Origin of the sequence: Pseudomonas sp. 21LCFQ010, assembly GCF_024129905.1 — a bacterium.
In the GTDB taxonomy this organism is placed as follows: Bacteria; Pseudomonadota; Gammaproteobacteria; order Pseudomonadales; family Pseudomonadaceae; genus Aquipseudomonas.
Genome location: NZ_JAMYDZ010000042.1, coordinates 1 through 26,014, shown reverse-complemented (window position 1 = coordinate 26,014; position 26,014 = coordinate 1). Strand labels below are relative to the sequence as shown.

The 26,014-nt window shown below is 58.5% G+C and carries 25 protein-coding genes and 1 pseudogene; 13 read left to right on the top strand and 13 right to left on the bottom strand.

What is annotated here, in order from left to right; all coding sequences use genetic code 11:
* Nucleotides 1–232: 232 nt before the first annotated feature.
* Nucleotides 233–1,243 (bottom strand): zinc-binding alcohol dehydrogenase family protein, encoded by a 1,011-nt coding sequence (locus NJC38_RS27990; protein WP_253118046.1) that lies wholly within the window; start codon nt 1,241–1,243, stop codon nt 233–235.
* Between the two features lie 113 nt (nt 1,244–1,356).
* Between NJC38_RS27990 and NJC38_RS27985 the strand changes: the two genes are divergently transcribed.
* Together NJC38_RS27985 and NJC38_RS27980 are read left to right on the top strand one after the other, a co-directional pair.
* On the top strand, nt 1,357–2,268 hold the full coding sequence (locus tag NJC38_RS27985) for a LysR family transcriptional regulator (protein ID WP_253118045.1): 912 nt from the start codon (nt 1,357–1,359) through the stop codon (nt 2,266–2,268).
* A gap of 227 nt (nt 2,269–2,495) precedes the next feature.
* Complete coding sequence (locus NJC38_RS27980; protein ID WP_045483825.1) at nt 2,496–3,188, top strand: helix-turn-helix transcriptional regulator; 693 nt, start codon at nt 2,496–2,498, stop codon at nt 3,186–3,188.
* Between the two features lie 6 nt (nt 3,189–3,194).
* Here the strand turns inward: NJC38_RS27980 and NJC38_RS27975 are convergent, their stop codons facing one another.
* A complete protein-coding gene (locus tag NJC38_RS27975; protein WP_253118044.1) occupies nt 3,195–4,148 on the bottom strand; it encodes an adenosine deaminase in 954 nt (317 codons plus the stop codon).
* Nucleotides 4,149–4,737: 589 nt separating this feature from the next.
* Nucleotides 4,738–6,107, bottom strand: a protein-coding gene (locus tag NJC38_RS27970) for an IS3 family transposase (RefSeq protein WP_253118043.1) whose coding sequence is annotated in 2 segments (ribosomal slippage) — nt 4,738–5,639 and nt 5,639–6,107 — 1,371 coding nt in all. Because the reading frame shifts where the segments join, the coding sequence is not laid out codon by codon here.
* 48 nt (nt 6,108–6,155) lie between these two features.
* On the opposite strand from NJC38_RS27970, the pseudogene NJC38_RS27965 reads away from it, so the two are divergent.
* Nucleotides 6,156–6,362 (top strand): annotated as a pseudogene (locus NJC38_RS27965) (Lrp/AsnC ligand binding domain-containing protein); the annotation flags it as partial.
* 195 nt (nt 6,363–6,557) lie between these two features.
* Entirely contained in the window at nt 6,558–6,956 is a 399-nt protein-coding gene (locus tag NJC38_RS27960) for a hypothetical protein (RefSeq protein WP_253118041.1), read from the top strand.
* A gap of 30 nt (nt 6,957–6,986) precedes the next feature.
* On the opposite strand, the gene NJC38_RS27955 is transcribed toward NJC38_RS27960, so the two are convergent.
* The 4 genes from NJC38_RS27955 to NJC38_RS27940 all read right to left on the bottom strand — a co-directional run bounded on the left by NJC38_RS27955 (nt 6,987) and on the right by NJC38_RS27940 (nt 10,591).
* The gene (locus NJC38_RS27955) at nt 6,987–8,360 is read right to left on the bottom strand and encodes a transposase (RefSeq protein ID WP_253118040.1); all 1,374 of its coding nucleotides are present in this window, start codon (nt 8,358–8,360) and stop codon (nt 6,987–6,989) included.
* A gap of 247 nt (nt 8,361–8,607) precedes the next feature.
* Nucleotides 8,608–9,000, bottom strand: a complete 393-nt coding sequence (locus NJC38_RS27950; RefSeq protein ID WP_253118039.1) for a nuclear transport factor 2 family protein — start codon at nt 8,998–9,000, stop codon at nt 8,608–8,610.
* A 4-nt stretch (nt 9,001–9,004) separates the two neighbouring features.
* A complete protein-coding gene (locus NJC38_RS27945) occupies nt 9,005–9,901 on the bottom strand; it encodes an MBL fold metallo-hydrolase (protein WP_253118038.1) in 897 nt (298 codons plus the stop codon).
* Nucleotides 9,902–9,952: 51 nt separating this feature from the next.
* Nucleotides 9,953–10,591 carry a DsbA family protein gene (locus NJC38_RS27940; RefSeq protein WP_253118037.1) on the bottom strand — a complete coding sequence of 213 codons (639 nt, stop codon included), beginning with the start codon at nt 10,589–10,591 and terminating at the stop codon, nt 9,953–9,955.
* A 111-nt stretch (nt 10,592–10,702) separates the two neighbouring features.
* Between NJC38_RS27940 and NJC38_RS27935 the strand changes: the two genes are divergently transcribed.
* Nucleotides 10,703–11,617 carry a LysR family transcriptional regulator gene (locus NJC38_RS27935; RefSeq protein WP_253118036.1) on the top strand — a complete coding sequence of 305 codons (915 nt, stop codon included), beginning with the start codon at nt 10,703–10,705 and terminating at the stop codon, nt 11,615–11,617.
* A 75-nt stretch (nt 11,618–11,692) separates the two neighbouring features.
* On the opposite strand, the gene NJC38_RS27930 is transcribed toward NJC38_RS27935, so the two are convergent.
* From NJC38_RS27930 to NJC38_RS27915, 4 genes are all read right to left on the bottom strand, one after another.
* Nucleotides 11,693–12,337 (bottom strand): NADPH-dependent F420 reductase, encoded by a 645-nt coding sequence (locus tag NJC38_RS27930; protein WP_253118035.1) that lies wholly within the window; start codon nt 12,335–12,337, stop codon nt 11,693–11,695.
* Nucleotides 12,338–12,472: 135 nt separating this feature from the next.
* Entirely contained in the window at nt 12,473–13,087 is a 615-nt protein-coding gene (locus tag NJC38_RS27925) for an NAD(P)H-dependent oxidoreductase (protein WP_253118034.1), read from the bottom strand.
* Nucleotides 13,088–13,143: 56 nt separating this feature from the next.
* Nucleotides 13,144–14,022, bottom strand: a complete 879-nt coding sequence (locus NJC38_RS27920; RefSeq protein WP_253118047.1) for a pirin family protein — start codon at nt 14,020–14,022, stop codon at nt 13,144–13,146.
* A gap of 296 nt (nt 14,023–14,318) precedes the next feature.
* On the bottom strand, nt 14,319–15,233 hold the full coding sequence (locus NJC38_RS27915; RefSeq protein WP_253118033.1) for a LysR family transcriptional regulator: 915 nt from the start codon (nt 15,231–15,233) through the stop codon (nt 14,319–14,321).
* 427 nt (nt 15,234–15,660) lie between these two features.
* On the opposite strand from NJC38_RS27915, the gene NJC38_RS27910 reads away from it, so the two are divergent.
* From NJC38_RS27910 to NJC38_RS27880, 7 genes are all read left to right on the top strand, one after another.
* A complete protein-coding gene (locus NJC38_RS27910) occupies nt 15,661–17,049 on the top strand; it encodes an MFS transporter (protein WP_253118032.1) in 1,389 nt (462 codons plus the stop codon).
* Nucleotides 17,050–17,115: 66 nt separating this feature from the next.
* Nucleotides 17,116–17,952, top strand: coding sequence for an alpha/beta hydrolase (locus NJC38_RS27905; RefSeq protein ID WP_253118031.1), 837 nt, complete (start codon nt 17,116–17,118; stop codon nt 17,950–17,952).
* Nucleotides 17,953–18,007: 55 nt separating this feature from the next.
* Nucleotides 18,008–18,778, top strand: a complete 771-nt coding sequence (locus NJC38_RS27900; RefSeq protein ID WP_253118030.1) for an SDR family NAD(P)-dependent oxidoreductase — start codon at nt 18,008–18,010, stop codon at nt 18,776–18,778.
* Between the two features lie 54 nt (nt 18,779–18,832).
* Nucleotides 18,833–19,948 (top strand): glycerol dehydrogenase, encoded by a 1,116-nt coding sequence (locus NJC38_RS27895; protein ID WP_253118029.1) that lies wholly within the window; start codon nt 18,833–18,835, stop codon nt 19,946–19,948.
* Nucleotides 19,949–20,006: 58 nt separating this feature from the next.
* Nucleotides 20,007–20,969 carry a cyclase family protein gene (locus NJC38_RS27890; protein WP_253118028.1) on the top strand — a complete coding sequence of 321 codons (963 nt, stop codon included), beginning with the start codon at nt 20,007–20,009 and terminating at the stop codon, nt 20,967–20,969.
* 249 nt (nt 20,970–21,218) lie between these two features.
* On the top strand, nt 21,219–21,755 hold the full coding sequence (locus NJC38_RS27885) for a 2,4'-dihydroxyacetophenone dioxygenase family protein (protein ID WP_253118027.1): 537 nt from the start codon (nt 21,219–21,221) through the stop codon (nt 21,753–21,755).
* Between the two features lie 87 nt (nt 21,756–21,842).
* Nucleotides 21,843–22,748 (top strand): LysR family transcriptional regulator, encoded by a 906-nt coding sequence (locus NJC38_RS27880; RefSeq protein ID WP_253118026.1) that lies wholly within the window; start codon nt 21,843–21,845, stop codon nt 22,746–22,748.
* 272 nt (nt 22,749–23,020) lie between these two features.
* Here NJC38_RS27880 and NJC38_RS27875 read toward each other — a convergent pair whose 3' ends face one another.
* A complete protein-coding gene (locus NJC38_RS27875; RefSeq protein ID WP_253118025.1) occupies nt 23,021–23,947 on the bottom strand; it encodes an alpha/beta hydrolase in 927 nt (308 codons plus the stop codon).
* A 121-nt stretch (nt 23,948–24,068) separates the two neighbouring features.
* Between NJC38_RS27875 and NJC38_RS27870 the strand changes: the two genes are divergently transcribed.
* Nucleotides 24,069–25,001, top strand: a complete 933-nt coding sequence (locus NJC38_RS27870) for a LysR family transcriptional regulator (protein ID WP_253118024.1) — start codon at nt 24,069–24,071, stop codon at nt 24,999–25,001.
* Nucleotides 25,002–25,097: 96 nt separating this feature from the next.
* Here NJC38_RS27870 and NJC38_RS27865 read toward each other — a convergent pair.
* Nucleotides 25,098–25,912, bottom strand: a protein-coding gene (locus NJC38_RS27865; protein WP_253118023.1) for an IS5 family transposase whose coding sequence is annotated in 2 segments (ribosomal slippage) — nt 25,098–25,603 and nt 25,603–25,912 — 816 coding nt in all. Because the reading frame shifts where the segments join, the coding sequence is not laid out codon by codon here.
* Between the last annotated feature and the right edge of the window lie 102 nt (nt 25,913–26,014).

Below are 26,014 nucleotides of genomic sequence, written 5' to 3'. Positions count from 1 at the left end.
AAGCGGGAAGAGTGGATGGCAGCTTGGCTCCCACACGTGCTCTAGGCACCGCGATTTGTCAGCTTGCCATCCACCCCTCTCACCCCAGACTTTACCTTGATCAAAGACACAAGCGAGCTCTGCTCGCGAAGAGGCCAGTAAAAACACTACATCTGCTGCGAATGTGCCGCCCTCTTCGCGACCAAGGTCGCTCCTACAAAGGCATGCAGTACTTAACTGAACAGTATTGCGGTTAAAAGCCTTCCAGCACGATCTTGCCCTTGGCCTTGCCGCTTTCCAGCAGGGCGTGGGCGCGCCGCAGGTTTTCGGCGTTGATAGCGCCGAAGTGTTCGCCGAAGGTGGTCTTCAGGGTGCCGAGGTCGATCAGTTGCGCAACGCGCTCCAGCAGTTTGTGCTGCTCAAGCATGTCATCGGTCTGGAACATCGAGCGGGTGTACATGAACTCCCAGTGCAGCGACAGGCTCTTGCGCTTGAGCTTCTTGATATCCAGGCTGTCCGGGTCGTCGATCAGCGCCAGCTTGCCTTGCGGCTTGAGGGCTTCGACCAGTTGATCCAGATGTTGCTCGGTGTTGGTCAGGCTGGCGACATAGGTGACGTGCTCGATGCCGATACGGCGCAGTTCTTCGCTCAGCGGCTGGCTGTGATCGATGACTTCGTGGGCACCGAGCTCGCGTACCCAGGCCGCAGTTTCCGGGCGTGAGGCGGTGCCAATGACCTTGAGCGAGGTCAACTGGCGGGCCAACTGGACCAGAATCGAACCGACACCACCGGCGGCGCCGACAATCAACAGGCTCTGGCCCTCGCCCTGGCCTTCGGCAATCTGCAGGCGCTCGAACAGCAACTCCCAGGCAGTGATTGCGGTCAGCGGCAATGCGGCAGCGTGGGAAAAACTCAGCGATGACGGCGCATGGCCGACGATTCGCTCATCCACGACATGCAGTTCGGCATTGCCGCCCGAGCGGGTCAGGTCGCCGGCATAGAACACCTTGTCGCCCGGCTGGAACAGGGTCACGTCACTGCCCACCGCCTTGACCACGCCTGCGACGTCCCAGCCCAGCACTTTGGCGGCGCCATCCTGGGGCTGTACGTTGCGGCGGATCTTGGTATCCACCGGGTTGACCGAAATGGCTTTGACTTCCACCAGCAGGTCACGCGGGCCAGCGACCGGCGCTGGCAGTTCGATGTCTTGCAACGCCTGGGTGTCAGTGATGGGCAAGGATTGGTAGTAGGCAATGGCTTTCATGGGCACTTCCTGAGTGGTGAGCGGGATGGGCAGATGATTGACTATTTGCAGGCCAGATAAAACCGGCTAAAACGGTAGGCTCTTTCAATATTTTTTTGAAAATAAGGCCCGCTATGCTGCGCTTTGATGATCTGCAATTGTTCGTTCGTGCCGCGGAGTTGGGCAGCCTGTCGGCGGCGGCGCGGGTCATGGACATGTCAGCGGCGGTGGCCAGTGCGGCGCTCAAACGCATTGAGCAGCAATTGGGGGCACGCCTGCTGGCCCGTTCGACGCGCAGCCTGCGGCTGACGGCTGAAGGTGAGGGTTTTCTGCAATATGCCCGCGCGGCGCTGGCCAGCCTGGAGGAGGGGCAGCGCCTGCTGAGCGGGCGTGAAGATCAGTGCAGCGGAGTACTGCAGTTGTCAGCGCCGTCGGATTTCGGCCGCAACCTGCTGCTGCCCTGGCTGGATGATTTCCAGCGCCAGCACCCGAACCTGAGTGTGCGCCTGTTGCTGGGTGACCGTATTGCCGACCTGTTTCGCCAGCCGGTGGATGTGGCCCTGCGTTATGGCGAACCTGAGGATTCAAGCCTGGTGGCGCTGCCGGTGGCGGTCGATAACCGCCGGGTGCTCTGCGCCTCGCCGGCTTATCTGGTGCGGCATGGCGAACCGCAGCAGGTCGAGCAACTGGCGCAGCACAACTGCCTGTTGTACATGCTCGGCGAGCGGGTTCACGACCATTGGCGTTTTCATGATGGTAAACGCGAGGTCAGCCTGACGGTGCGTGGCGACCGCTTCAGCGATGACGCCGATGTGGTGCGCCGTTGGGCCGTGGCCGGTGCCGGCGTGGCGTACAAGTCCTGGCTGGATGTGGCCGGCGATGTGCAGGCCGGTCGCCTCAAGGTGCTGATGCCGGAACTGCTCGGCGAGCCGACGCCGCTGAATTTGCTCTGCACCCACCGGGCACAACTCAACCGGCCCGTGCATCTGTTACTGGAGATGCTGCGCCAGCGCTGTGCCGAGCTTGGAGAAAAAACCTACAGATAATTCGGAAAATGACAGGCGTAAATAATGCTATCTGCCGTGGAGTGCCAATATGCGGCGAGTGCTCCTGAGGGCTGGCAGGCACCTCGTCGATGATGGCCGTTTTCCCGTGTCGGGGCTTCGCAGGCCATGCCTATAATCCCGGCCGGGGAGGGATCGCGTTGTACTTCATGCCATGGAGGGTCGTGTGGCAGCGCGATGGAAAATGTATCGACAGGGAGTTAACACACATGGAACACGTACCTAGCATCAGTCAGATGGCGGCCTTGCTGGCCGATCCCAAACGCAGTGCCATGCTCTGGGCGCTGCTCGACGGCGCCGCCCGGCCAGCCGATGAGCTGGCCTTGCAGGCCGGGCTGTCCACCGCATCGGCGGGTGCACACCTGGCCAGGCTGGCGGCGGGCGGGATGCTCAAGCAGGAAACCCGCGGGCGTAAGCGTTTTTTTCGGCTGGCAGCGCCGCAGATCGGTGTGGCCGTGCAGGCCCTGGCCAGTGCGTCACTGATCAGCGCCGAACAGGTCAGCCGCAGCCAGGCGCTACCTGTGCCGGTGCCACCAGTGCGTCGGGCACGGGTGTGTTGCGATCATCTGGGGGGTGAACTGGCGGCCGAGTTGTACCAGCGGTTGTTGGGCGATGGCTGGATCGAGCAGCAAGAGCAGCGTGTCGAGGTCACCAGCAAAGGCATGGCCAAGTTTGCCGAACGCGGTATCTACATTCCGGCCCTGGCTCAGCGTGAACGCGAAACCGTCTGTGCCTGCCCCGACCGCCACGAGCACAGCCCGCATCTGGGCGGCGCGCTGGGCGCGGGTCTGCTGCAGTTGTTTATCCAGATGGGCTGGTTACGCGCCACCGAAGAGTCCAACACCTTGCAAGTGTCGTCCAACGGTCAGCGCGAAATCAGCAGGATCGCCTCTGCCGCCTGACCAGCGTCAGGCTTTGACCAGTCGGGCGTCGAGGCTGTTCTGGGCCAGGCGCCGGGCCTGGTCCTCAGTCATGCCCAGATGGGTGTACAGGGCGTGGAAGTTTTCCGTCACGTAACCACCGAAGTAGGCCGGGTCGTCCGAGTTGACCGTGACTTTCACGCCGCGCTCGAGCATGTCGAGGATATTGTGCTGGCTCATGTCGTCGAACACACACAGCTTGGTGTTGGACAGCGGGCAGACGGTCAGCGGGATCTGCTCGTCGATAATGCGCTGCATCAGCCGCTCGTCTTCAATGGCCCGGACGCCGTGGTCGATGCGCTGGATCTTCAGCAGGTCGAGGGCTTCCCAGATGTACTCGGGCGGACCTTCCTCGCCGGCGTGGGCGACGGTCAGGAAGCCTTCGCCACGGGCGCGATCGAAGACCCGCTGGAATTTGCTCGGTGGGTGACCCATTTCCGAACTGTCCAGGCCCACCGCGACGAAGGCATCGCGGTACGGCAGGGCCTGGTCGAGGGTTTTCTGTGCTTCGTCTTCGCTAAGATGGCGCAGGAAGCTGAGGATCAGGCCACTGTCGACGCCCAATTGCTGGCGGCCATCCTTGAGCGCCTGGGTAATGCCGTTGAGCACCACTTCAAACGCAATGCCCCGATCAGTGTGGGTCTGCGGGTCGAAGAACGGCTCGGTGTGGATAACATTCTGCGCCTTGCAGCGTTGCAGGTAGGCCCAGGTCAGGTCGTAGAAATCCTGCTCGGTGCGCAGCACATCCGCACCTTGATAATAGAGGTCGAGAAACTCTTGCAGGTTGTTGAAGGCATAAGCCTTGCGCAGGGTGTCTACATCATTCCACGGCAGGACGATGCGGTTGCGTTCGGCCAGGGCGAAGAGCAGTTCTGGCTCCAGAGAGCCCTCCAGGTGCAGGTGCAATTCTGCTTTGGGCAGGGCGTTCAGCCAGTCGTACATTGATTCTGGAGCTTTGCTAACTGTTAAATCTGTTTTATCTCTCATAAATCAGGTATTTACCGAATCTAATTTTTTTGGCTTGTTTCGTGTGGTACGTGTGAACAAATTACCATAGGTCTAGACGACGTTCGTGGGGAATTGCATTCCACTTGACCACCCGTTTGCATTGCCATTGACCAGTCATTTGCATTCGACGTGACCAGGCGTTTGCACGAGGCTTGACCGGCGCACTGCATGCCCTCGACCGGCTGGAGTCGACCCAATGCAGCCTTCGCAACGGGCGGGAGCAGTCGGCCACGCTCTCCATTCCGCTTACGATGCACGGTTTCGCACATGACAGATTCAACCGTGCGAGTTCGGTGCCTACGGTGCTTGACCCTCGGTAACAATCCAAACGTATATTCGGTGCAATTGCTATCCGCAAGATGATCACGCTAGGCTGGAACCAGACATCGAGACTCAGAGGGATATGTATGCAAGGGAAAGTCGGTCTCATCGTAAGCGTCCAGCCAACACACCTTCCGAACTCCAGCATTAAGGGCGATGGTGTCCGCGTATTTTGATCTGACCCCGAAATGTTGGACGCCTTCTATGCCCGCCGTGCTTGAGTCCTGTATTCCACAGGGCTCAGGCCACTTAGCTTCAGCCTGATTCGCGAATGATCGTAGTAGTGTATGTAGCCCTCTATACCTGCTTCAAGCTCATCGAGACTGTTGAATTTGTTCAGGTAAAAGAACTCGGATTTCAACGTGCCAAAAAAGCTTCCCATAGCCGCATTGTCATAGCAATTTCCTTTGCGGGACATGCTTGGCTTTACCGCACGCTCGTTCAGCACGCGGCGGTAGATAGGCATCCGGTACTGCCATCCCTGGTCGGAATGCAAGATTGGTTTATCGCGTGGCCGCAGCCTCTCAAAAGCTTGCCGTAGCATCGCACCAACCATGTCGAACAGCGGGCGCCTCGCGGTCTTGAAGGCGATTATTTCGCCGTTATAGAGGTCAAGGATCGGCGAGAGATAAAGCTTCTGCCCCCCGACCCGAAACTCCGTCACATCGGTTACCCATTTCTGGTTCGGTCGTTTGGCATCGAACTTCCGTTTCAGCAGGTTCGGCGCTACCTGACCCTCTTCGCCTCTGTAGGCCCGGTATTTCTTTATGCGTACACGGCTTTTCAACTGAAGCTCGCCCATGAGGCGCTGAACAGTCTTGTGGTTCACGGGGTGGCCAGCTCGCCGAACGGCAGCAGTGATACGGCGATAGCCATATCGGCCCTTGTGCTCGTCGAAAATTGAGCAAATTCTGGACTTCAGCACCGCGTATTTATCAACGGATTGCTGCACCTTTTGTTGATAGTAAAAAGTGCTACGGGCCAGGCCAGCCAATTTCAGAAGGCCGTCCAGAGGGTGCTCCTGCCTCAGTTCAATCACGATTTGCGCTTTTTCCGCTGCGCTGCTCGTTCCTTCGCTTGAACCAAGGCATCGAGCTTTTTTAAATAAGCAATTTCCATCCGCAACTGGCTCAATTCGGCCAGCAAATCATCACGCGTACGAGCTTCATCGTCCGAAGATTCAAGCTGAATGGACGGGATGGGATTTGTCATTTTCTTGCAACGTCCGCTTCCTGGCTGCCGGGACAAGGCCTCCAAACCGCTTTCATCATACCTGCGCTCCCATTCGCCAATGATGTCGGATTTCCGGATATCAAACAGCGCAGCGACTTGGCGACAGGACAGCTCTTCCTCTCGCATGCGCTGCAATACTGTCAGCTTGAACTCAGGGCTGTAGTTCTTGTTTCTCTTACTTTTGAGCCCTGCGGCACCAAGTGCCTGATAGGCCGCAATCCACTTTCGAAGCGAAGAAGAATTGACCCCGTGACGATGCGCGACCTCTCTGTGACCTGCGCTCCCCGAACAGTAATCTTCAACAACCGACAATTTTGCCTGCTCTGTGTACTTTTTCATGACCCCCCTCAATGTTGATGTCCAACATTTCGGGGTCAGACCAGTCTTCGGGCTTTTGAAAAAGCGATCAGCGCATGTCCGGATGTGGTTGAGTTTCACACCGTCACCGGGACTATTGAGTATCTTCTGCGTGTTGAACTGGCGGACATGAAGGCTTACAAGACATTCCACAATGATGTCTTGGGTACGCAGCCGCATGTGTCTTCGATTACGAGCTACATCGTAATGGACACGCCAAAGAATGACCGTGCCTAAGCTTAGAGTCCGCGGACGGCCACACGTAGAGCACCGGTCTTGATGCAGAGTTCGAAAGGTGGGTTGCCCGGACGCTTACGTCTCATCGACGTATTCCGTCAGCCTTATGAGGTTTGGACCAGGCGCCAAAACAGTCACCAAGAGGCCTTAGACCTTGTTCTTCATCACGGAGTGCATCCCAGCCAAGCTTCGGAGGTGAACGACAAGCGTATCGCTGTGGTCGCCACAGCTGTTGAAGCTGCTGCTCGACTGCTGGAAGAGCGTGTTGACAACGGTCTCGAGCGTCACGTTGAGGCCGCGTTGGGCTCAAGTGCTGAATATCAAACGCTGCGGAACATGATGTCAGCGGTCGAGCCTACGGCGCTTAGCGCCTACCAAGGTTCATTCACTGAGCAAGACTGGATTTCGGCCGACGCCGCGATCAAGTCTAATGGTGTAGAAATGGCTGAAGGGCAGTTTTTGTTCGATTCTGTTGAAAAAGTCGATTTTTCAGGAAACGTGATGCTGAGCTTGGCCTCATCAAAGAACCTACTCACCACTGTTAAATGGCCTTTCGGTACTTCGTTGACCGTTGCAGCTGTGTCAATGGGTTGATTTGAGGGTTTTTGCTGATTCCAGGCGTACCTAGCCCGTGGTTGGTGGTCCTTGAGATGTCAGTTTGGCCAGCCGTCGCAGGTTCTGTACTGCGGCGGCCAGCGTGAATTCATCCTTTGCGCCACCCATCCCTCGTAGCCGCAGGCGATCCAGTTTCAGAATGCGCTTGAGGTGGGCAAACAACATTTCGACCTTTTTACGTTCGTGGCGAGAGCGCTGATATGCCGGCGTTGCTGCAATGCGCCGAGCCACATCCCGAGCCGCTTCATAGACGCTGCGAGCGATCTTTCGGAACGCAGTTTTCGGGCAGCACTTGGCTTTCATCGGACACGCAGCGCAGTCGGTCTGCCGGGATCGGTAGATGATAGTGTTGGCTCTGGTGATGTGTGAACGCTCATTCTTGAAGGCTCGCCATTCGCTGCGCAATGGGTTGCCAGCCGGGCAGCGGTATTCCTCAGCCTCTTCATTCCAGTGGAAATCGTTGCTCGAAAAACTGTCGTTCTTACGCTCGGTTTTGTCCCACACCGGCACATGCGGTTCGATGTTTTTTTCCTCCACCATCCAAGCCAGCATCGGCGCGGTACCGTAAGCGGTGTCGCCAATGAGGCGCTCCGGCTTGATGTCGAACTGCGCTTCGGCCCGATCAATCATCGTCTTGGTGCTCTCGACTTCTGCGGTTCGATGAGCCGGTGTGGGTTCCACATCCATGATCACGCCGTGCTCGGTATCGATCAGATAATTCGTGGAGTAAGCGTAGAAAGCTGGGCCGCCTGGCGCAGCGGTCCAGCGGGCTTGAGGATCCGTCAGCGACAGGCGCTTTGGTAGCGTTTCGGCCAAAGCCTCTTCATCGAGGCCTTCAAGGTACTCACGCACGGCGCGAGTGCTCAGGGCCGGGTCGCTCCAGTTGACCGGCTCATCACCCGGTACGCCGCGCTGCCGACTCGCATCCGCTTTGATGATGCTGACGTCCACGGCAAAGCCTTCGCCCTTGACCAGACCGGCGTCCATGCAGCGACGCAGCACTTCATTGAACAACCAGCGAAACAGATCACTGTCTCGAAAACGGCCGTGTCGATTTTTCGAAAAGGTTGAGTGGTTGGTGACTTCATCTTCAAGGCTCAACCGGCAGAACCAGCGATACGCTAGGTTCAAATGGGCCTCTTCGCACAACCGCCGCTCGGAGCGGATGCCATAGCAGTAGCCGACGATCAACATGCGGATCATCAGTTCGGGATCAATCGATGAACGCCCGATTGGGCTATAGAAATCGGCGAGGTAATGGCGCAGGTCGCTCAGATCAAGACACCGATCAATGCTGCGCAGAAGGTGATTGGCTGGAATGTGATCTTCAAGGTTGAACGAGTAAAACAGTCGATCCTGCCCACTCGATAACTGTCCCATCATGCTATGTGATCCCCCACCGGCCAATGAAGAGATTTTGCCGGAGGCCAGTCAGGGGAGCTACTTTTTCAACAGAATCGGCCAAAAGCGGACATGTGCTCATCGCGGTTTCTGCCTGAGGCATACCCATACCAGCTTAAGTCTCAGTAAGCGGCCGTTTAAGCAGGGCTGGTTTCAAGGGGCTATGGATTGGCGTCACAGCTAACGGGTAACCGACGGTCAAACCATATAAAAACTACCCGACCCTAATTCAGCCACCCTGCATCGCCTGGAGCACCATCGCACTGTCGACATACTGTTCCATGCTGACAATCTTGCCGTCCTCAAGGCGATATAGGTGCGCGAAGGTGGCGCTCATGACTTTGCCGGTGGCCCGGTAGGTACCAGAATACAAACCAAAGGCCGCGACACGGTCGCCATCGGCGAGGTAGGTGTGAACCGTGGCGCGGTACTCCAGCCATTCGCTCGATAATCGGCTAAACACATTGGCGACAATTTCGTCCGGCCCGGTATAAGTGCCCGCGTACGGAAAGCCCGCTGCCTCGGTCCAAGTGGCCGTCGGTGCCAGGGTAGCAAGCAGGTGCTTGCCATTGTCCTCAGAGCTGCCTTCATAGGTTGCGCGAATAATCTCCAGATTGTTCATACTGTTACCCCCATTGCATTTCGCCTTTGGCAACTTTGGCACCGATTTGCAAGGCAACGCCCATGCCGGCATCCGGGTAGAGCGCAGTCATTGCGGCGATCAGTGCAGCGCTGTCCGCTGCTTTGCCCAGCTCCTCCTCAAACGCCAGGAGATAATCGCGGGTGTAGCGGATGGCCGAGGCGTCGGTCACCGTGGCAGGTTTCATGTGGCCGGGTACGACCACGGCCGCATTACGGGTGAGGATGGAATCCAGGTTACGGATCCAGGCTGCACGGCCTTCCGCGCCAGCGGTGTCGGCGGTCCAGACATGCACATCGGCGAACACCAGTACGCCACCGACAATGGCCTTCAGCGACGGCACCCACAGGTAGCGACGGTTGGCCAGGTATTTGGCGTCGACGATCTCGATGGCATGTTCTTCCAGTGTGAGTGTCGAGCCGTCGAATGCCTCAGGCATGACGATGTCTGCCAGGGTCTGCGGCCCGTTCTCTTTCAATTGCGGGCCCCAGGTTGCCAGTTTCTTGGCTACGTTGCCTTGGATGGCGGTCAAGGTAGCAGGCGCAGCAATTACCCGTGCGTCGGGGAACGCGGCTTTGATCGGGCCCAGGCCGAAGTAGTAGTCGGGGTCGCTCTGGCTGATGTAGATGGTGGTTAGCTGTTTGCCGCTGCCCTTGATGGCTTGCGCAATGGCTTGGCCGCCGGACAGGGTAAAGCCAGCATCGATCAGCACGGCCTCACGGGCTCCCGAGAGTAGTACTGGCGCGCGGAAGAAACCGTTCTCGCCTGCGGGGAAATGCCGCCAGCTCAGCCCGGTGCCGTTAGCCCAAGCGCCTTTGCTTAGAACTGTGGCTGCGGCACCGAGAGTGGCGGCAGCTTTGATGACAGTGCGACGTGTGGTCATGGAGTTTCTCCTGCTGCGCTGACAGCGCAATTGACAATGGGGTGGACGGTTTCAGGCTGCTGCGAGCTGCTCGATAAGCGCCGCTGGGTTGGCAAACAAGGCGCTGCTATTCAGCACGGAGCGCTGCCCGGCGGATTCGAGAAGCAGAGTAGGAACGCCGCGGGCAGCAAAGGCCTGAAGCAACTCCTGCGCTTGTCTTGTGCGCGCCTTATTGAGGCTGACAAGCGCCGGCTCTGGATGGGCCAGCAGTGCAGCGGCTTCGCTCAGGCCGAGCGCACGCAGAATTTCAACGAGTGAAACTGCTGAGGTGACATCGCGGCCGTCCACGTAGCGCGCCAACTGGATCGCCTTGAGCGCGTCGTACTCCCGAGCCGGGGCTGTCGCAGCCACGGCACTAAGCGCCAGGGTGGCCGGGCCGCTGTCGAAGCGTTGCTGACGATCAGCCAGCACCAACTGCCGATACGCCTCACTGAAATCCTGTCCTGTCTGTGTGGCGATACGCTGGTCGTTGAACCAGGCGAAGTTGGCGAAATCAGTGTCCATCGCGCGGGCGCCTTGGCCGGTAAACAAGCCCGTCGGTAGCAGTTCGAGGGTCAGGCCGGCCACGCCTTGCAACTTGGCAAGCGCTGGCATGGCGCCGTAGCACCAGCCACACAGTGGGTCGTACAAATACTGCAGGGTTTTGCTCATGGGGATGCCTCCGTTTCTTGAGGCTTAGCTTAGGCGCTGCCAATTGACTATTAAATACACACGCGATATATGTAGAGTATGCTAAAGACATACAATCAAGGCGAAACAGGCTTGGGCGCTTTCAGCAACCTGCGGCGCCTCACCTACTTCGCAACCGTGGTGGAAACCGGCTCCTTCACGGCGGCGGCCGAGCGCCTGGGTATTACCAAAGCTGTGGTCAGCCAGCAGGTGGCGCGGCTAGAGCGGGAGTTCAAAACCTCTCTTTTGGTGCGCACCACACGTAGCGTGCGTACTACGGAGGTGGGCCAGGCGTTTTATCTGCGTTGCGCGCGGATCTTGCGTGAGGCGGAGGAGGCGTTCGACGAGCTGGGCGATGCGTCTCAGGAACCGACGGGCACTTTACGCATCACCGCTCCGTTTGATTATGGCGTCGGTGTCGTGGTTCCGGCGATTGCCGCGTTTACCCAGCGTTACCCGGGGTGCAAGGTCGATGCGACGTTCAGTGATCAGACGCTGGACATGATGTCGGGTAATATCGAACTCGCCATTCGCGTAGGCTGGTTGGCGGAGACCGGCCAGCAAGCGCGTAAGATCGGCGCCTTCCAGCAACTGCTGGTTGCCGCGCCGAGTCTGGCAGCCCAGGTGGCAGGCTTCGCGCAACCACAGGAAATCGGCAAACTGCCGTTCGTGGCCAATACGGCTTTGCGCGAGCACCTGCGCTGGACTTTTTCACGCGGCGAACACGAGCGGCAGACTGTCACCTTGCAGGCCTCGATCTTTCTCGATGCCACACTCGCTGTACGTGAAGCCGTGTGCCAAGGTGCGGGTTTGTCGGTGCTGCCGGACTACGTGATTGCCGACGACCTTGCTAATGGTCGCCTGATCCAGGTGCTGCCGCAGTGGCGCCTGCCTAGCGGTGGTATCCATGCAGTGTTCCCGGCGGCGCGTTTTCGCCCAGCGAAGGTTCGTGCCTTCGTCGAGATGTTGGCGAGCAGTGAGCAACAGCGTCAGGCAGGCGATCGCTGAGTGCAGCCGTCTATTCTCTGAGGGCTGCTGCACCAGGCAGACAACCCCCACGTGAGCCGGCGCTCAACGCTACGCTTAGATCTTGATGAAGTTCTGTGCGGCCAGCGAACCGAAGGGCAGTGAAGCCAGCGGCCCACCGATATCCAACGAGCCCAGGTCTACCGGGTAGAAACCGGCGTCTTCAATGATCTGACGCACGTCTGCTTTTGCTGCAGCATCATCGCCCGAGTAGAACAGCACGCGTTTGCCGCCCGCGACTTCTGGCTCTGGCAGGACATTAACGTCGAGGTGGTTGAACGCTTTGACCACCCGCGCGCCTGGGACGAATTGGCTGAACAGCTCGCTGGAGTGTTTGCCGCCCAGATCGACTGCTTTGATACCGTAAGCTGCGAGCGGATTGCTCGGGTCGTTGGCATCGGGCGAATCCGGGTCGAGAAACTCGACGGGGTTGGTGCCGTCAACCACGATACGGCCATTCCACGCTGGCAAGCTGCTCATTACTGCTTCTGCATCGTTCCAGCGTACAGCGGCAAAAACAATATCTGCGCGTGCGGCATCTTCGACCGTGCCCGCTTTGATGGTGGGACCGAGTTCTGCAACCAGTGCGGCCAATGATGCAGGCCCGCGGCTGTTGGAGAGGGTGGCGGAAATGCCTTTTTTGGCGAGCGCCCGTGCGATGTTGGAGCCGAGGGCGCCGGAACCGATAATGCCAATACTCATGGTGTTCTCCTGATAACGAAGGTTCGGAAAATTGAGCGCTGCCAGCGTCCTGAAGGCTAAGCAGCGCTTTGTCAGGCATTGCCTGGGTTGGCCCTACCTATGGCGTTGTCGTATGTGCTGCGCGATCCAAAATGGTCAGGCATTAAGTGCGCTGATCTGTTGCTCGGCGGCAGCGATTGCGGTGGCGCGCTGCTCAGCGCCTAGGGCAATACCCTCGGCAACAATGACCTGCGGGTCATGGATACCGATAAAGCTGAGCACGCTGCGCAGGTAGGTTTCACCGTGCTCCATCGCTGCGATGGGCGATTCCGGCCCGTAGTGGCCACCACGGGCAACCGCAAGAATGACCCGCTTGCCGCCAGCAAGCCCCTCCAACTGCCCTTCGGCTGTGTAGCGGAAGGTTTGTCCGGCAACCAAGACGCGATCGATCCAGGCCTTAAGCTGGCTAGGAACCGTGAAGTTGTAGAAAGCAACACCAATCACCACGATGTCGGCAGCAAGAAACTCTTGAAGTACGGCGGCGCCGGTTGTGAGGTCGTCCTGCATCTCTGTTGTCTGTTCGCTCCCTGGGTTCTGCAGCGCGCCAAGATAGGCGCCGGACAGGTGGGCGATGGGCGCGGCCGAGAGGTCGCGGTAGGTCACCACTGCATCCTGTGTTTCCACCTGCAGTTTTATGACCACTTGTGCAGACAGCGTGCGGCTGACCGAATGGGCCCCGAGGATGCTCGAGTCGATGTGAAGAATGTGCATGGTTAACTCCTGGCAAGTGGTTGCGTTCGTATGCTTGATCCTTGCGCCGCCGCGCGTCAGGGCCGATAAACCTTGCGCTGCAGGACTGTACCGATGCGCTGAATTTCCGCCTCGCCTTGGGCAAGGGCTTCCTTGTTGGTGTGAACTGAGTAGTAACCGGTCACCAGCTCATGCGGGTGCTTAACGGCCGAGCCCAAGACAAAGGTCGTCTTGCCCAGAGCAGCAAAACTGATGGATTGATCCGACTCCTCAAACACAGCCAGCTCGCCAGAGCGAATCGTGCTGTCGGTCTTGAGCTGACCCTCACTGACAGCCACCCAGGCTACGTCGTGACCGGCTGGCGGCGTGTAGCGCCACCGCTCGCCATCCTTCAAGGTGATGGCCAGGTAGGTCATGTCGGCGGGTGCCGGGATAGCGCTTTTGGCATTACCGTAGTGACCGAGCAACACCCGCACAGGGCCTTCCTGGGGAACCTGCTCAGGGGCGAGGTAGTGGCTTTCAGCAGGTGCATTTTCCAGCGCGGGGGGTAAGGCGACCCACAACTGGAATCCTCGCATGGCGCCCTCGCCGACCGGGGTGCCCGAATGCCAAATGCCGTTACCTGCGCGCATCCACTCCACGCCGCCGGCGGGTAGTACGCCCTTTTTGCCGGTGGTGTCTTCATAGATCACTTCGCCTGCATCCATGAAGGTCAGGGTGGCGATACCAGAGTGCGGGTGCATGCCAAAACCTTGAGGTTTGGCGTTTGGCTGTGTACTGAAAATATCGAGAAAGACAAACGGCTTCAGCAACTGACCGACATCACCTGGACTTACCAGGCGAGTGACAGGTCCATGCGCGCGGCCGTGGGTACGATGGACGATGGCGCGGGCTTTCTCGTAGGCACGCTCTATGGTGTAGCCGAGCTCATGATCCTGATAGCTGTGGGTATTCATATTCATGGAATCGCATCTCCTCGTGACATGGGTGGGAGAGCGTCGGCCCTCGATGTCGCAAGAATATGGCTACCCCATCCACTTGATAAGATGGCTAAGTCTGATTGCACTCATCCATTTATGTGAGTAATTGAGGTGTGCATTATCGCTTGATGCGCGCGCGCATAATCTTCCAAGGGGGCTATTTCTTTCGAGCGAGTGTCTATATCGCTTTGCAAGGGGCAGTTCGATGCCAAGCAGAGTTGCGCTGGGCCTCCACGCAGACCCGCGCGCAGTACAACGAGCCCTCAGTCGGACTACGAGGGCTCGGCCGGGAAGGCTTCTGCCTTGAGTTTATCCATCACTAGCCCGATAAAGGCCGAGACCGCCAATGGCAAATGCCGACGGCTTGGGTAGAGCACATGCAAGCCGTGACTTGTGCGGTGGTATTGTGGCAGCACTGGCACGAGCCGACCGGTCTTAAGGTCGACACTGGTGAGCGCGGGTGGAAGCAACGCGATACCTAGGCCTGCCAAGGTGGCTTTACGCAAGGCTTGCGCCGTGTTGGCGGTAAACCGAGTGGGAATTTGTATGTCCTCTTCGGTACCGCTCGGCCCGACAAGACGCCAGGTCGTGAAACCACTGGGATTGCCGAAGTTAACACTGTAATGGTCGAGCAGATCTGCAAGTGCGCCAGGGTTTCCGTGTGTCGCGATATAGGCTGGGCTGGCCACCAACCCTTCGCGGCTGGCATGGATGAGCTGCCTACCAACATAGCCCGAGTCAGGTAGCGGGCCTCCGCGAAACGCGACATCAATGCGGTCGGCGATCAGATCGGCACGGCCATCACTGAGCACGAAATCAAGCTGAACCCGTGGGTGGGCGCTCAGGAAGCCGCCGATCCACTCCATCGGGAAAAAGTCGAAAAAGTCAGCCATAGCCGCAATACGCACGCGCCCGGTGGGTTCTTGACTACCAGTGATGAGCTCCTGACCTGCACCCAACAGCCCGTCAATTGGACCCACGCTGCGGTCGTGAAAAGCTTGACCTGCGTGGGTGAGCGTCAGCTTGCGAGTCGAGCGCTGCAGCAAGCGTGTGTCGAGGTGGGCCTCGAGCATTTGAATGCGTCGGCTCAAGGAGTTGGGCGGCATGCCCAACTGCCGTGCGGCTTCGGCAAAGCTGCCGCTGCGAACCACTTGCACGAATAAAGCAACGTCGTTCAGGTCGAGCATCTAAACGCGACTCTCTATAAAGCGATCAGGAACACCCGTTTTGCCAACCCGACATCGGGTGCCAGCAGGATGGACATAGATTGAGTTAAACAGACGTATCACGCTACTGCCTTCCAGCGAGGCTGCCTGTTTTTCTTACTCGCGCCTAGTGTGCGGATGGTGTTTTCGCGTTGCAGTACTAAACACAGCACATTCGCAGCTTGGCTTTTTTGAGCCGGGCAGCGCGGTGTTGTTCCCGGCGCTAAAGCATCGACCTGTGACGAAAATTCAAAGCAGGTGTGATTTTCTAGCTATATCGGATGGATATTTATCAGTCGTAGTCTCAAGCGCGATGGCTCGGGATGCTTTCCCTCGCCACTGGTAGTCCGATGCTCGCCCTGCACGATCACTCGGAACAATAAAAATAAAATTATCCGGAGACTCCACTATGGGACTCGCGCAAGAAAAAGCCGGTGTCATGCCGTCGTTGAAAAAAGTTTCCAAGGGCGCGGGCGCCGCTTCTTGGGGCGCGATGATTTTGCTCTGGCTGGTGTATGCCATGGACGCGAACTCTCGCCAGATGTTCTTTATGGTGTTGCCCTCGATTACCAGTGAGTTCAAGACCAGTCCTGAGTTGACGGGGTTGTTGGCCGCCATCATCACGGTCGCCACGTCCCTGATCGCCGTGCCGTGCATGATCTGGGCGGACAAGGGCGGGCAGGGCTGGATGCGCAAGTATCGTCACCTGCCCATCGTTATTGCCTACACGCTGTTCACCTTCCTGACGGGCCTGAACATCCTCACCGCCTCGCTGGGCATGCTGGTGGCCTTGCAGATTATTTCCCACGCATTTGGTGGTGCCGGGGAGGCCATCGAGGTCACCTCGGTGTCCGAGTGGTGGTCCAAAGAGCGCCGTGGTTTTGCCCTGGGCCTGCACCACACCGGGTATCCGTGGGGCACGCTGATTGGCGGCTTGGCGATCAGTGCGCTGCTTAACGCTTACGGCCCGGAGAACTGGCGCCTGGCGTTTCTGCTGTTCCCGGTGCCGATGATCATCGTTTTCTCGATCTACTGGTGGTTCTGCACCAAGAAGCGCTATGACGCCTTCGTCAAGCATGTGCGTGAGACGGGCGAAACCCTGCCGGCGCTGAGCGCGGCGCAAGGCACGGTGGTGGCCCCCGAGGGCGCGTTCCGCTCCGCCATCCGCAATCCGAACATCAGCAACATTGCCCTGGTGTCGATGTTGGCCATCGTCGGTTATTTCGGCATCAGCTTCTGGTTGCCGCAGTACCTGGCGTTTGTCGCCCGCTACAACTTTGCCGAGGCCGCGGCGTATTCGGTGCTGTTCACCATCACCGGTGGTATTGGCCAGATTGCCTGGGGTTGGATCTCGGACCGGGTGGGCCGCAAGTTGTGCCTGATCCTGGTGTTCGCCTGGCTGGCCGTTGGTATCTACCTGTTCAAGTTCTCCTCGGTCAGCCTGACCTGGCTGATCTGCATCCAGCTGTTCGCCGGCTTTGCCATGAACGCGCCTTACACGCTGCTGTATGCGATCGCCTTTGACTCGGCCAAGCCAGGCTCTTCCGGTATCGCCGGCTCGATCGTCAACGTGGGCATTTACGCCGGTGGCTTCGGCCCGCTGGTGATCGGCTTGTTTATCGGTGCCGGTGGCGGTTTCGACCAGGCGGCAGGCTACAACTATGCGCTGTATTTCATCTCCGGGCTGATGGTGATAGCCGCGTTGATCACCGCGTTCTTCACGCGGGAAACCACCGGCTGGTTCCTCCAGCATGACCGGGCGCTGGTCTCCAAAGCGTCCTGCAACATGGACAACTAAGGCCTTAGGCAACACCTGAAATCTATAAGAAGTCCCTCTGGGGTCAATAACATCAGGAGATTCAACATGCAGCAATTAGCCGCTACAAAGGGTAAGAATATTCAGGTTAACGGCACTACATTGTGGGTTGCGGACACCGGTGAGGCAGAGTTGCCGGTGGTGCTGTGTCTGCATTCGTGCTTTCTCGACGGCACGATGTTCGACGGGCTGGTACAGGCTGCGGCTGGCAAGTTTCGGGTAGTGCGCCCCGATTTCAGGGGCCAGGGCAAAAGCGCCCTGCACGATGTCGACATCATCACCATGGATGAATGCGCTGACGACATGCTGGCGCTGATCGAAGCCATGCAGCTTAAAGACATCAACGTTATGGCCCAGTCCATGGGCGGTGATGTGGCCTTCCGGCTGATCGCCCAGCGGCAGGCGTTGTTTCGCTCGCTGGTGGTGGCGGGGTCGTCGGCCTGTGGCGAGCCGCCGGAGCAGGGCGCACGCTTTGCACAGTGGGTGGTGGATGCCGGCGAACAGGGATTCACCGGTGAGATTCTCGACATGACCATGGAGGTGATGTTCGGCAAGACCACGCGCAATAACCCCGATAAACAGGCGCTGATGGCCTACTGGCGTGAGCGCATCGCCGCGCTGCCCAAGACCTTGCGCCCAGCGATGAAAGGCGTGATGCACCGCGAAACCTCAGTGCCATTGCTGCCGTCAATCAGGATTCCGGTGCTGATCATCAACGGCGAGGAAGACATGCCACGGCCACCCGCCTGGTCCGATGAGATGAAGCGCGAACTGCCCAATGCCAAGCTCATGCGCCTGAGCAAGATAGGGCACAGCCCGACCCTGGAGGCGCCAGAACAGGTGCTGCCGGCGATCATCGCCTTCTATTCCAACCCCAGCGTGTGAGACGAGTGTTCGCTGCGGCGTAGTTATACAAAATACCAATAGATGAGTTCATGACATGACAGATTCCAGACATTCCGGGCGCGTCGTGCTGGTCACCGGTGCTGGTGGCGGTATCGGTGCGGCTATCGCTGAACAGTATTGCCGGGAAGGCGCAGCGGTGGCCTTGGTGGACGCCGATGCGGTCAAGGTCGAGGCGCAGGCCGCGCAGTTGCGCGAGGCCGGTTTCAAGGTGAGCTGGGCGCATGCCGATGTGGCCGATTACGCCGGTTGTGCCCAGGCCTGCGAGCGGCTGCGCCAGGCGCTGGGGCCTATCGACACCCTGATCAATAACGCCGGCATCTCGCCCAAGCACAACGGCGCCCCGGCGCCAATCTGGCAGATGACGCCGGACGAGTGGCAGCGTGTTGTCGCGATCAATCTTAACGGTTCGTTCAACCTGGTACGCATTCTGACGCCGTCCATGGTGGAGCGGCGCTTCGGTCGTATCGTCAATATGTCATCGGTGGCCGGCAGTGCGTTTCTGCCGCTGGTGGCGGCCCATTACAGTGCGACCAAGGCGGCGATTATCGGCTTTACCCGCCACCTGGCCGGCGAGTTGGGGCCGTTTGGCATTACCGCCAACGCCCTGGCGCCGGGGCGGATCGAGACGCCGCTACTCAAGACAGTGTCGGCAGAGGCGAATCAGGCGGTGGTCGATGACACGCCACTGCGTCGGCTCGGCACCCCGCTGGAAGTGGCCCGTGCGGCCTGCTTTCTGACGTCGAGCGAAAGCGAATTTATTACCGGCCAGGTCGTCGATGTGGCGGGCGGCTGGTTGATGCGCTGAGTGGTCAAGGCGTAGTCGTGCGCCGGTTACGCAATGTGCAGGAAGGTGTGAGTCATGGTTAAGACAATGGGATTTCCGGGCCGCTACGAGCAGGGCCCCGGAGCATTGCAAGAGTTGGGCAGGGTGCTGTCTGATATGGGTCGGTCGCGGCCCTTGGTGTTGTGCGATGAGTTTGTGGCCGAGCATTTGTGGCCTGATGTCGCCCGTGCGCTGCAGGCATACGGCGTCGAGGCCACGCCCATCGTGTTCCCCGGTGAGTGCACGCGGGCGGCGATTGCGCAGTTGTCCGAGCAGGCGCAACCACTGGCGCCGGACACCGTCGTGGCGCTGGGCGGCGGCAAGACCATCGACACCGCCAAGGGCCTGTCGGTCAATCTTGGGATGCCGATTATTGTCTGCCCCACCATCGCCTCAAGCGATGCGCCCACCAGCCGGCTGATTGTGCTGTATGACGAGAGCCACAAGGTTGTAGGGGTGGAGTACCTGAAGATGAACCCTTCGGCGGTCATCGTCGACACCCAGGTGATCGCCCAGGCGCCGGCGCGTTTCTTCGCCGCTGGCATTGGCGATGCCATCAGCAAGAAGTTCGAGGCCCACCAGTGCCACGCGGCGGGTGGCAACAACTCCTTCGGCACGCCGGCCCTGCACACCGCGCTGATGCTGACCGACATGGTCTTCGACACTCTCATGCAATACGGCGTTGCCGCCTACCAGGCGGTGTGCCGTAACGAGGTCAATGACGATGTCGAGCGGGTGGTGGAAGGCACGGTGCTGATCAGTGGGGTGGGCTTTGAAAGTGGCGGCCTGTCGCTGTCCCATGCGCTGGTCCGCGGCCTGACCTCGATCCCGACCATGGCTGCGATGCTGCATGGCGAGCTGGTTGCGTTCGGCACCATGGTGCAGATGGCTGTCGAGGAGCGGCCAATCGCGGAAATCAGCCGGGTCGCGCACCTGCTGCAGGCCGTGAAGCTGCCCGTCACCCTCGCCGAGCTGGGCCAGACCCAGCCGCTGAGCGCCGCCGAACTCGACACCTTGGTCGGCGCAACCTTGTCGGCCGCCTATGCCAAGAACATGCAACCGGCATTGACCTACGAGCGCCTGGTCCGTGGCTTGGCGGCCGCCGACCAGCTCGGTGCCGGGCTCAAGAGTACCAAGCCTGCCGCTGTGTGATGCGGCATTAACCGCCAGCCTGGGTGCTGCTAATAACGACAAGAGTGAGATCAATAAAATGACCGAGAAAACCGTTCCCCACGTCCACGACCTGCTCAAAGATTCCCCGAAGAACTGGGGCAAATGGGGCCCCGATGATGAGGTGGGCGCGCTCAATTACCTGACGGGTGTTGAGGTGCTGCAGGGCATTGCCGAGGTTAAGCAAGGCAAAACCTTCACCTTGCAGGTGCGTATCGGTGACCCCAAAGGCGACCCGGTTTGGCCGGGTCGCTCCCAGGCCCGACGCATGAACATCATGGACCGTGGCCACTACAACTGCGGCAAAGGCCCGCACTTTCCCGGCTCTTATGAATACGCCGATGACGTGATGTTTTTTCACCTGCAAGGCTCGACGCAGTACGACGCCTTGGGCCATGTCTGGTATGACGATCAGATCTGGAACGGCTATAACGCCGACACCACCATCGGCTCCCTGGCCAAGGCTAGCGTGGCACCGATTGGCGAACGCGGTGTGGTGGGGCGCGGCATTCTTATCGACATGGCGCGTTACCGCGGCAAGGACGTGCTTGATCCCGGTGAAACCTTCACCCACATGGATCTGATGAATGCAGCTGAGGCCCAGGGTGTGGCCATCAACAAGCGCGATATTTTGATCATCCGCACCGGCTGGATCGGCTCCTTCTACCACCGCGATCCTGAGGAGTTCTACAAAGATTTCATCGAGCCGGGGCTGACCTACAGTCCTGAACTAGTCAAATGGTTCCACGAGATGGAAATCCCCAACATCGTGACAGACACCATCGCCAATGAAGTGACTGTGGACCCCGTCTCGGGCGTGGCCTTGCCACTGCACAATGCACTGATGCGTAACCTGGGCATCACGCTCACCGAGATCGCGTTGCTAGACCCGCTGGCCGATGATTGCGCCGCTGATAATCAGTGGACCTTCCTCTACACCGCAGCGCCCCTGAAAGTGGTCGGCGGGACTGGTGCACCGGTCAACCCTATCGTCATCAAATAACTCTGCTTTCAGTGGGGCTCTAGAGCCCCGAGCTTTAGCTCGCCTGTAGAAAGTACTCCTAGGGTCTAGCTGATCCTGTGAGTTGAGTTTTTTATCGATGCCTTGTTTCTTCTGTGCCCTGACGTCATAGGTGGTGTGCCCTTGGCGCTATTTTCACCGCCAGATCACTGCCATAACCTCGGAATCAGCCGTGATCGCTATGCAGAACCCGTTCAGCGATTGCGAGAAAACCAACTGAGAGGACTCAACGTGAACACTCCTGTTAAGCCTGATGAACTGGCGATTCCGTACCAATTGCCGCAAGTCCCGTACATGACCCCCGACATGGTTCACCCCGGTGTAATGACTACATGGCTGGAAGATGACAACCTGTGGGTACCGGTAACCAAATCCGTATCCTTCAAGCCCCTTCTGCTCAGTACTACCGGCGGCTACTACATCAATCTGCTGCGCGTGCGCCAGGCCGGTGTGCTGTCGCGTCATCGGCATACCGGTGGTGTCCACGCCATCGTGCTCAAAGGCCGCTGGTATTACCTAGAACACGATTGGGTCGCTGAAGAGGGCTCGTTCGCCTACGAGCCACCGGGCGAAACCCACACGCTGTTTGTGCCCGAAGGCGTCGAAGAAATGATCACCTGGTTCCATGTGCAAGGTGGCTACACTTATGTCGACCCCCAGGGTGTCGCGGTAGGCTATGAGGACGTGTTCACCAAGCTCGAAACCGCTCGTGCCCACTACAAGACCCTAGGCCTGCCGGATGACTACATCGAGCAGTTCATCCGGTAAACCGGACAGCCTGAAAAGAACGCGCTCCGGCGCGTTTTTTTAGCACCCACTTCGGCACCGCGTCGCGACCATTACGCAGGACGATGCATGGACAATTACTCACAATTACTCGCGTTCATCTGGTCCACGGAATGTGGCAGTTTCTCGGCCGCTGCCCGGATGCACAAGATGACGCCATCGGCCGTGAGCAAGCTGATTACCCGCCTGGAGAATCGTCTGCAGGTGCGCTTGTTCCAGCGTGGCTCTCGGGTGCTCACCCTGACCGAAGAAGGCGCGGCCTATCTGCGCAGTGCCAAGGCTGTGGTGGATGCGATGAACGAGGCGGACTCGTTGGCCGAGGCGCTGCCTTCAAGAGTCAGCGGCACGCTGCGATTGCACACCATGACCTCGTTCGCCAAACACCAGATCGTGCCCTGGTTGCCCGAATTTATGGACCTATACCCGGCGCTGGATGTGGAAATACAACTGGGTGCGCAATTCGTCGATCACTTCGAGCAAGGGCTCGACATCGCCATCCACAGCGGCGTATTGCCCAGTTCGTCGCGCATCGCCAAGCGTATCGGCGAGACGCAATGGCTGATCTGCGCATCTCCGCAGTACCTGGCTGAGCATGGCACCCCCACTGTGCCGGCGGATCTGCTGCAGCACCGCTGCTTCAACTTCAGCTTTGTCAGCCCCTGGAACAAGTGGTCGTTCTTGCAGGAAGGGGACGGTGTCTCGGTTCCCATCGCCGCCAGGGCGTCGTTCACCCAGGGCGATTTGCTACGCGATATGGCGCTTTCAGGTGCTGGTATCGTCAAGCTGGCCGACTTCCATATCGGTCTGGACATAAAGGCTGGCGCCCTGGTGCCGTTGCTGGATGCGTTCAGTTCAGGCGTCGTCGAGCCGGTTTACTTGTTGTACTCCGACCGGAAACACCTGAGCCCACGTATTCGAGTGTTCATTGAGTTCTTTCAGGATAAATGGCGGCAGCATCCCTGGAACGTGGAATGAAGCTACACCTAGGCCTGATGAGCACTTGTGGGAATTATTCCGCTACGGCTACCTAAGGGGCACACCCAGGGCCTTGCTATCAAACTACTGCTCAGAAAGAGGATCTGGAGCATCAGGAATGCTTATCTCGGCGCAATCAACCTAAGCGACGGACAAAACCAGTTCTCGCCTCGTCGCTGGCGAAGGAGTGTACCCACCTAGGGGGAGCACTGTTGCTTGAATGCCAAAGGGCGAGCCGCGACAGCCGGAAACTGTCACGGTCGGTCTGCGCTTTAGCGGTTAGCGTCGGCCAAGCCAGCCTCGATGAAGTGCACGGAACTCTCCATAGCCTGCTGACCTTCTGGCAGCATGGTGGCGTAGAAGTGCCAGGCGTGGAACATCGCAGGCCATACTTCCAGGTTCACGCGAACCCGGTTATCAGCCAGGTGAGTTGCAAGGCGCATTGCATCACTCAACATCAGCTCGTTCTCGCCGATCTGCACCAAGATTGGTGGAAGACCGGTGACGTCCGCGAACACAGGTGAGGCCAGAGGATGATTGGCCAATGTGTCGCCTAGGAATGCTCTGGCGAGGATGTCCAAGACAGGCTTGGAGTTCAGAGGATCCAGACCTTCACGGTTGCTCATGGAAGCACCGGTGTGTTCAAGGTTCGCCCATGGTGAGATGGAGGAGCCAACCGCAGGCAATGGAAGCCCTTTCGATTTAGCCGCGACCATGACGCTGACGACCATTGCGCCACCAGCCGACTCGCCAGAGAACGCAATTTTGTTAGCCGGGATTTTCTGCTCAAGCAACCATTCGTAAGCGCGCAATGTGTCGTCAATTGATGCTGGGAACTTGTGCTCAGGAGCGAGGCGGTAGTCCGGCATGTACACACGAGCACCGAGCATTTTCGCGTAGTTGCCGCCGATACCGTGGTAGCCGTCTGGACGTCCTACAATGTACGCACCACCGTGGATGTACATGACGACTGCGTCTGTTTTGATCTCATCAGGGGTAACCAGTGTGCCCGGTACGCCGCCCATGTCGACTGCTTCGAATTTGACGCCAGCAGGCGCAGGATTTTGCGCGAGCATTTTTGCGTAAGAGTCGCGGATGTCGCTCATTTTTGTAGTGGTATCGATTCCCTTAAGAACGGGTACCAGATCGCTCAGGCTGTTGGCCCAGGTTTGGACGGCTGCTTGTACTTTGGTGTTCATAATGACCTCAATTGATCGTTGGGAGTGGATTAGCTAATTGAGATACTATGCTTAGTATTGGGGAATAGGGTTCCCCATAACAGGTGCTAAGCCGCCCGAACGTTGAGACCACCGAGGCCGTATGGAACTCCATAACCTGAATGATATTGCCGCGTTTGTGAGCTCGGTAAATGCTGGAAGCTTCACTGCGGCGGCAAAACAGCTTGGCCTTACGCGCTCTGCAGTGGGGAAGTCGATAGTCAGGCTCGAGGCTCGTTTACAGGTACGTTTACTGAATCGCACTACGCGCAGTTTAAGCATGACGGATGACGGCCAGGTTCTGTATGAGCGCTGCGTGGGCGTTCTTCAGGATCTGGACGACGTGGAGGATGCCCTTGCGTTTCGTCGTTCGACACCCAGTGGGCGACTGCGGATGAGTCTGCCGGTTGCGCTGGGCAGACTTCATGTCCTTCAGCACATTGAGTGCTGCCTTAAGGATTGGCCCTCCCTGAGCGTGGATATCACCTTTTCTGACAGGCTGGTCGATCTGATCGATGAGGGATTTGATTTGGCCATGCGCATCGGGCCTCCCAAGGAAGACTCTCGGTTGCTCACGCGTACTGTGGCCTACCAGCAAATGATTACCTGCGCTTCTCCCAAGTATCTGGCTGAGCATGATCAGCCCCAAACACCCGAAGATTTGTCCGAGCACCAGTGTTTGCATTTTGTGAGCGGAGGGAGGCTGCTTCCCTGGAATTTTCGAGTAAATGGTCGCACTTTGCCCGTTACTCATAGTGGAAGGTTACAGATGGACAGTGCTGAGTCCTTGCACCAGTCAGCTGTCGCTGGCTTGGGTATCGCGACTCTGCCATCCTACGTGGTTAACGAAGATTTGCGGAGCGGCAGGCTCGTTCAATTGCTTGCAGGGTATGCGGAGGTTGCCGAGCCTATTCGGGTTATCTACCCTAGCAAGCGGCACCTCTCTCCAAAAATTCGACTCTTCATAGATAAGCTGGTGGAGGCTTGGTCACCTTGCCCACCATGGGAACATACCCTCACTCAACTTGACCCGTGAGCGAGGCACAGGCGCCTGCCTATGCAGTACCAGCACCTTTTGCACCGGCCCACGCGTAGGGGGATCGCAAATGGGTTTGCGATGGTTGAATCGCCCCTAGGTTTTGTACGAAAAGTACTGACGCATGCAACGCAGGCTGCAGGCCAGCGTGACCATGGCTGAAAAGCTTCTCGCCAGCTTGTCGTAGCGAGTGCCTATTCTGCGGTTCTCTTTCAGCCAGCCAAACATCCGCTCAATGATGTTCCGCTGCCGATACTTTGGACGATCAAAGAGTCGGGGCAGGCCAGGCCGAGGCTTGCGTGGCATGGCACGCAGCGGGATCACCGGCTGTATTCGATAGCGGTCGCAGTAATGGCGCAGGTGTTGCGCGTCATAGCCTTTGTCAGCCAGTAACCAGCGACTGCGTTTGCGTGGACGCTCCGGCTTACCGGGAATTCGCACCTGATCCAGCAACGGCTGGGCATGAGCGATATCGCTGGTTTGCCCCGGCGAAAGAATGAAGCGTAATGGAACACCATTGGCGTCACAGATCATGTGAATCTTGGTAGTAAGGCCGCCTCGACTACGTCCCAGAGCATGGTCTAGCGGTTCTTCAGGCCCCCTTTTTTCCCGGTGCCTGAAGAGGCTCGGGTTGCGCGTATCGCAGTGGAATCGATCATCCAAGTGTCCAGATCAATCAGTCCCTCCCGGTTTAATCGGATGTGCAAGCGCTCCAGTATCCGGTCGAACGTACCGTCGTCGCGCCAGTCACGAAAACGCTGATACACCGTTGACCAAGGCCCAAAGCGTTCCGGCAGATCACGCCAGGCAGCGCCCGAGCAGAGGATCCACAGGATTGCGTGGAGTACCAGACGATCATCACTGCGTGGGCGACCCATTTTCTGCTCTGGAGAAACCAGATCCTTGATCAATTCCCACGATGCGTCGGAGAGTTCTTAACGCTTTGCCATGCGGGCCTCCAGCCAATCATGGCGGCAATTTTACCCGTACTGACTTTTCGTACAAAACCTAGT

What these genes read in the sequence shown, in the direction of transcription:
- NJC38_RS27990 (WP_253118046.1), bottom strand. Translation starts at nt 1,243, where the DNA reads ATGAAAGCCATTGCCTACTACCAATCCTTGCCCATCACTGACACCCAG.
- NJC38_RS27985 (WP_253118045.1), top strand. Translation starts at nt 1,357, where the DNA reads ATGCTGCGCTTTGATGATCTGCAATTGTTCGTTCGTGCCGCGGAGTTG.
- NJC38_RS27980 (WP_045483825.1), top strand. Translation starts at nt 2,496, where the DNA reads ATGGAACACGTACCTAGCATCAGTCAGATGGCGGCCTTGCTGGCCGAT.
- NJC38_RS27975 (WP_253118044.1), bottom strand. Translation starts at nt 4,148, where the DNA reads ATGTACGACTGGCTGAACGCCCTGCCCAAAGCAGAATTGCACCTGCAC.
- NJC38_RS27955 (WP_253118040.1), bottom strand. Translation starts at nt 8,360, where the DNA reads ATGATGGGACAGTTATCGAGTGGGCAGGATCGACTGTTTTACTCGTTC.
- NJC38_RS27950 (WP_253118039.1), bottom strand. Translation starts at nt 9,000, where the DNA reads ATGAACAATCTGGAGATTATTCGCGCAACCTATGAAGGCAGCTCTGAG.
- NJC38_RS27945 (WP_253118038.1), bottom strand. Translation starts at nt 9,901, where the DNA reads ATGACCACACGTCGCACTGTCATCAAAGCTGCCGCCACTCTCGGTGCC.
- NJC38_RS27940 (WP_253118037.1), bottom strand. Translation starts at nt 10,591, where the DNA reads ATGAGCAAAACCCTGCAGTATTTGTACGACCCACTGTGTGGCTGGTGC.
- NJC38_RS27930 (WP_253118035.1), bottom strand. Translation starts at nt 12,337, where the DNA reads ATGAGTATTGGCATTATCGGTTCCGGCGCCCTCGGCTCCAACATCGCA.
- NJC38_RS27925 (WP_253118034.1), bottom strand. Translation starts at nt 13,087, where the DNA reads ATGCACATTCTTCACATCGACTCGAGCATCCTCGGGGCCCATTCGGTC.
- NJC38_RS27920 (WP_253118047.1), bottom strand. Translation starts at nt 14,022, where the DNA reads ATGAATACCCACAGCTATCAGGATCATGAGCTCGGCTACACCATAGAG.
- NJC38_RS27915 (WP_253118033.1), bottom strand. Translation starts at nt 15,233, where the DNA reads ATGCTCGACCTGAACGACGTTGCTTTATTCGTGCAAGTGGTTCGCAGC.
- NJC38_RS27910 (WP_253118032.1), top strand. Translation starts at nt 15,661, where the DNA reads ATGGGACTCGCGCAAGAAAAAGCCGGTGTCATGCCGTCGTTGAAAAAA.
- NJC38_RS27905 (WP_253118031.1), top strand. Translation starts at nt 17,116, where the DNA reads ATGCAGCAATTAGCCGCTACAAAGGGTAAGAATATTCAGGTTAACGGC.
- NJC38_RS27900 (WP_253118030.1), top strand. Translation starts at nt 18,008, where the DNA reads ATGACAGATTCCAGACATTCCGGGCGCGTCGTGCTGGTCACCGGTGCT.
- NJC38_RS27895 (WP_253118029.1), top strand. Translation starts at nt 18,833, where the DNA reads ATGGTTAAGACAATGGGATTTCCGGGCCGCTACGAGCAGGGCCCCGGA.
- NJC38_RS27890 (WP_253118028.1), top strand. Translation starts at nt 20,007, where the DNA reads ATGACCGAGAAAACCGTTCCCCACGTCCACGACCTGCTCAAAGATTCC.
- NJC38_RS27880 (WP_253118026.1), top strand. Translation starts at nt 21,843, where the DNA reads ATGGACAATTACTCACAATTACTCGCGTTCATCTGGTCCACGGAATGT.
- NJC38_RS27875 (WP_253118025.1), bottom strand. Translation starts at nt 23,947, where the DNA reads ATGAACACCAAAGTACAAGCAGCCGTCCAAACCTGGGCCAACAGCCTG.
- NJC38_RS27870 (WP_253118024.1), top strand. Translation starts at nt 24,069, where the DNA reads ATGGAACTCCATAACCTGAATGATATTGCCGCGTTTGTGAGCTCGGTA.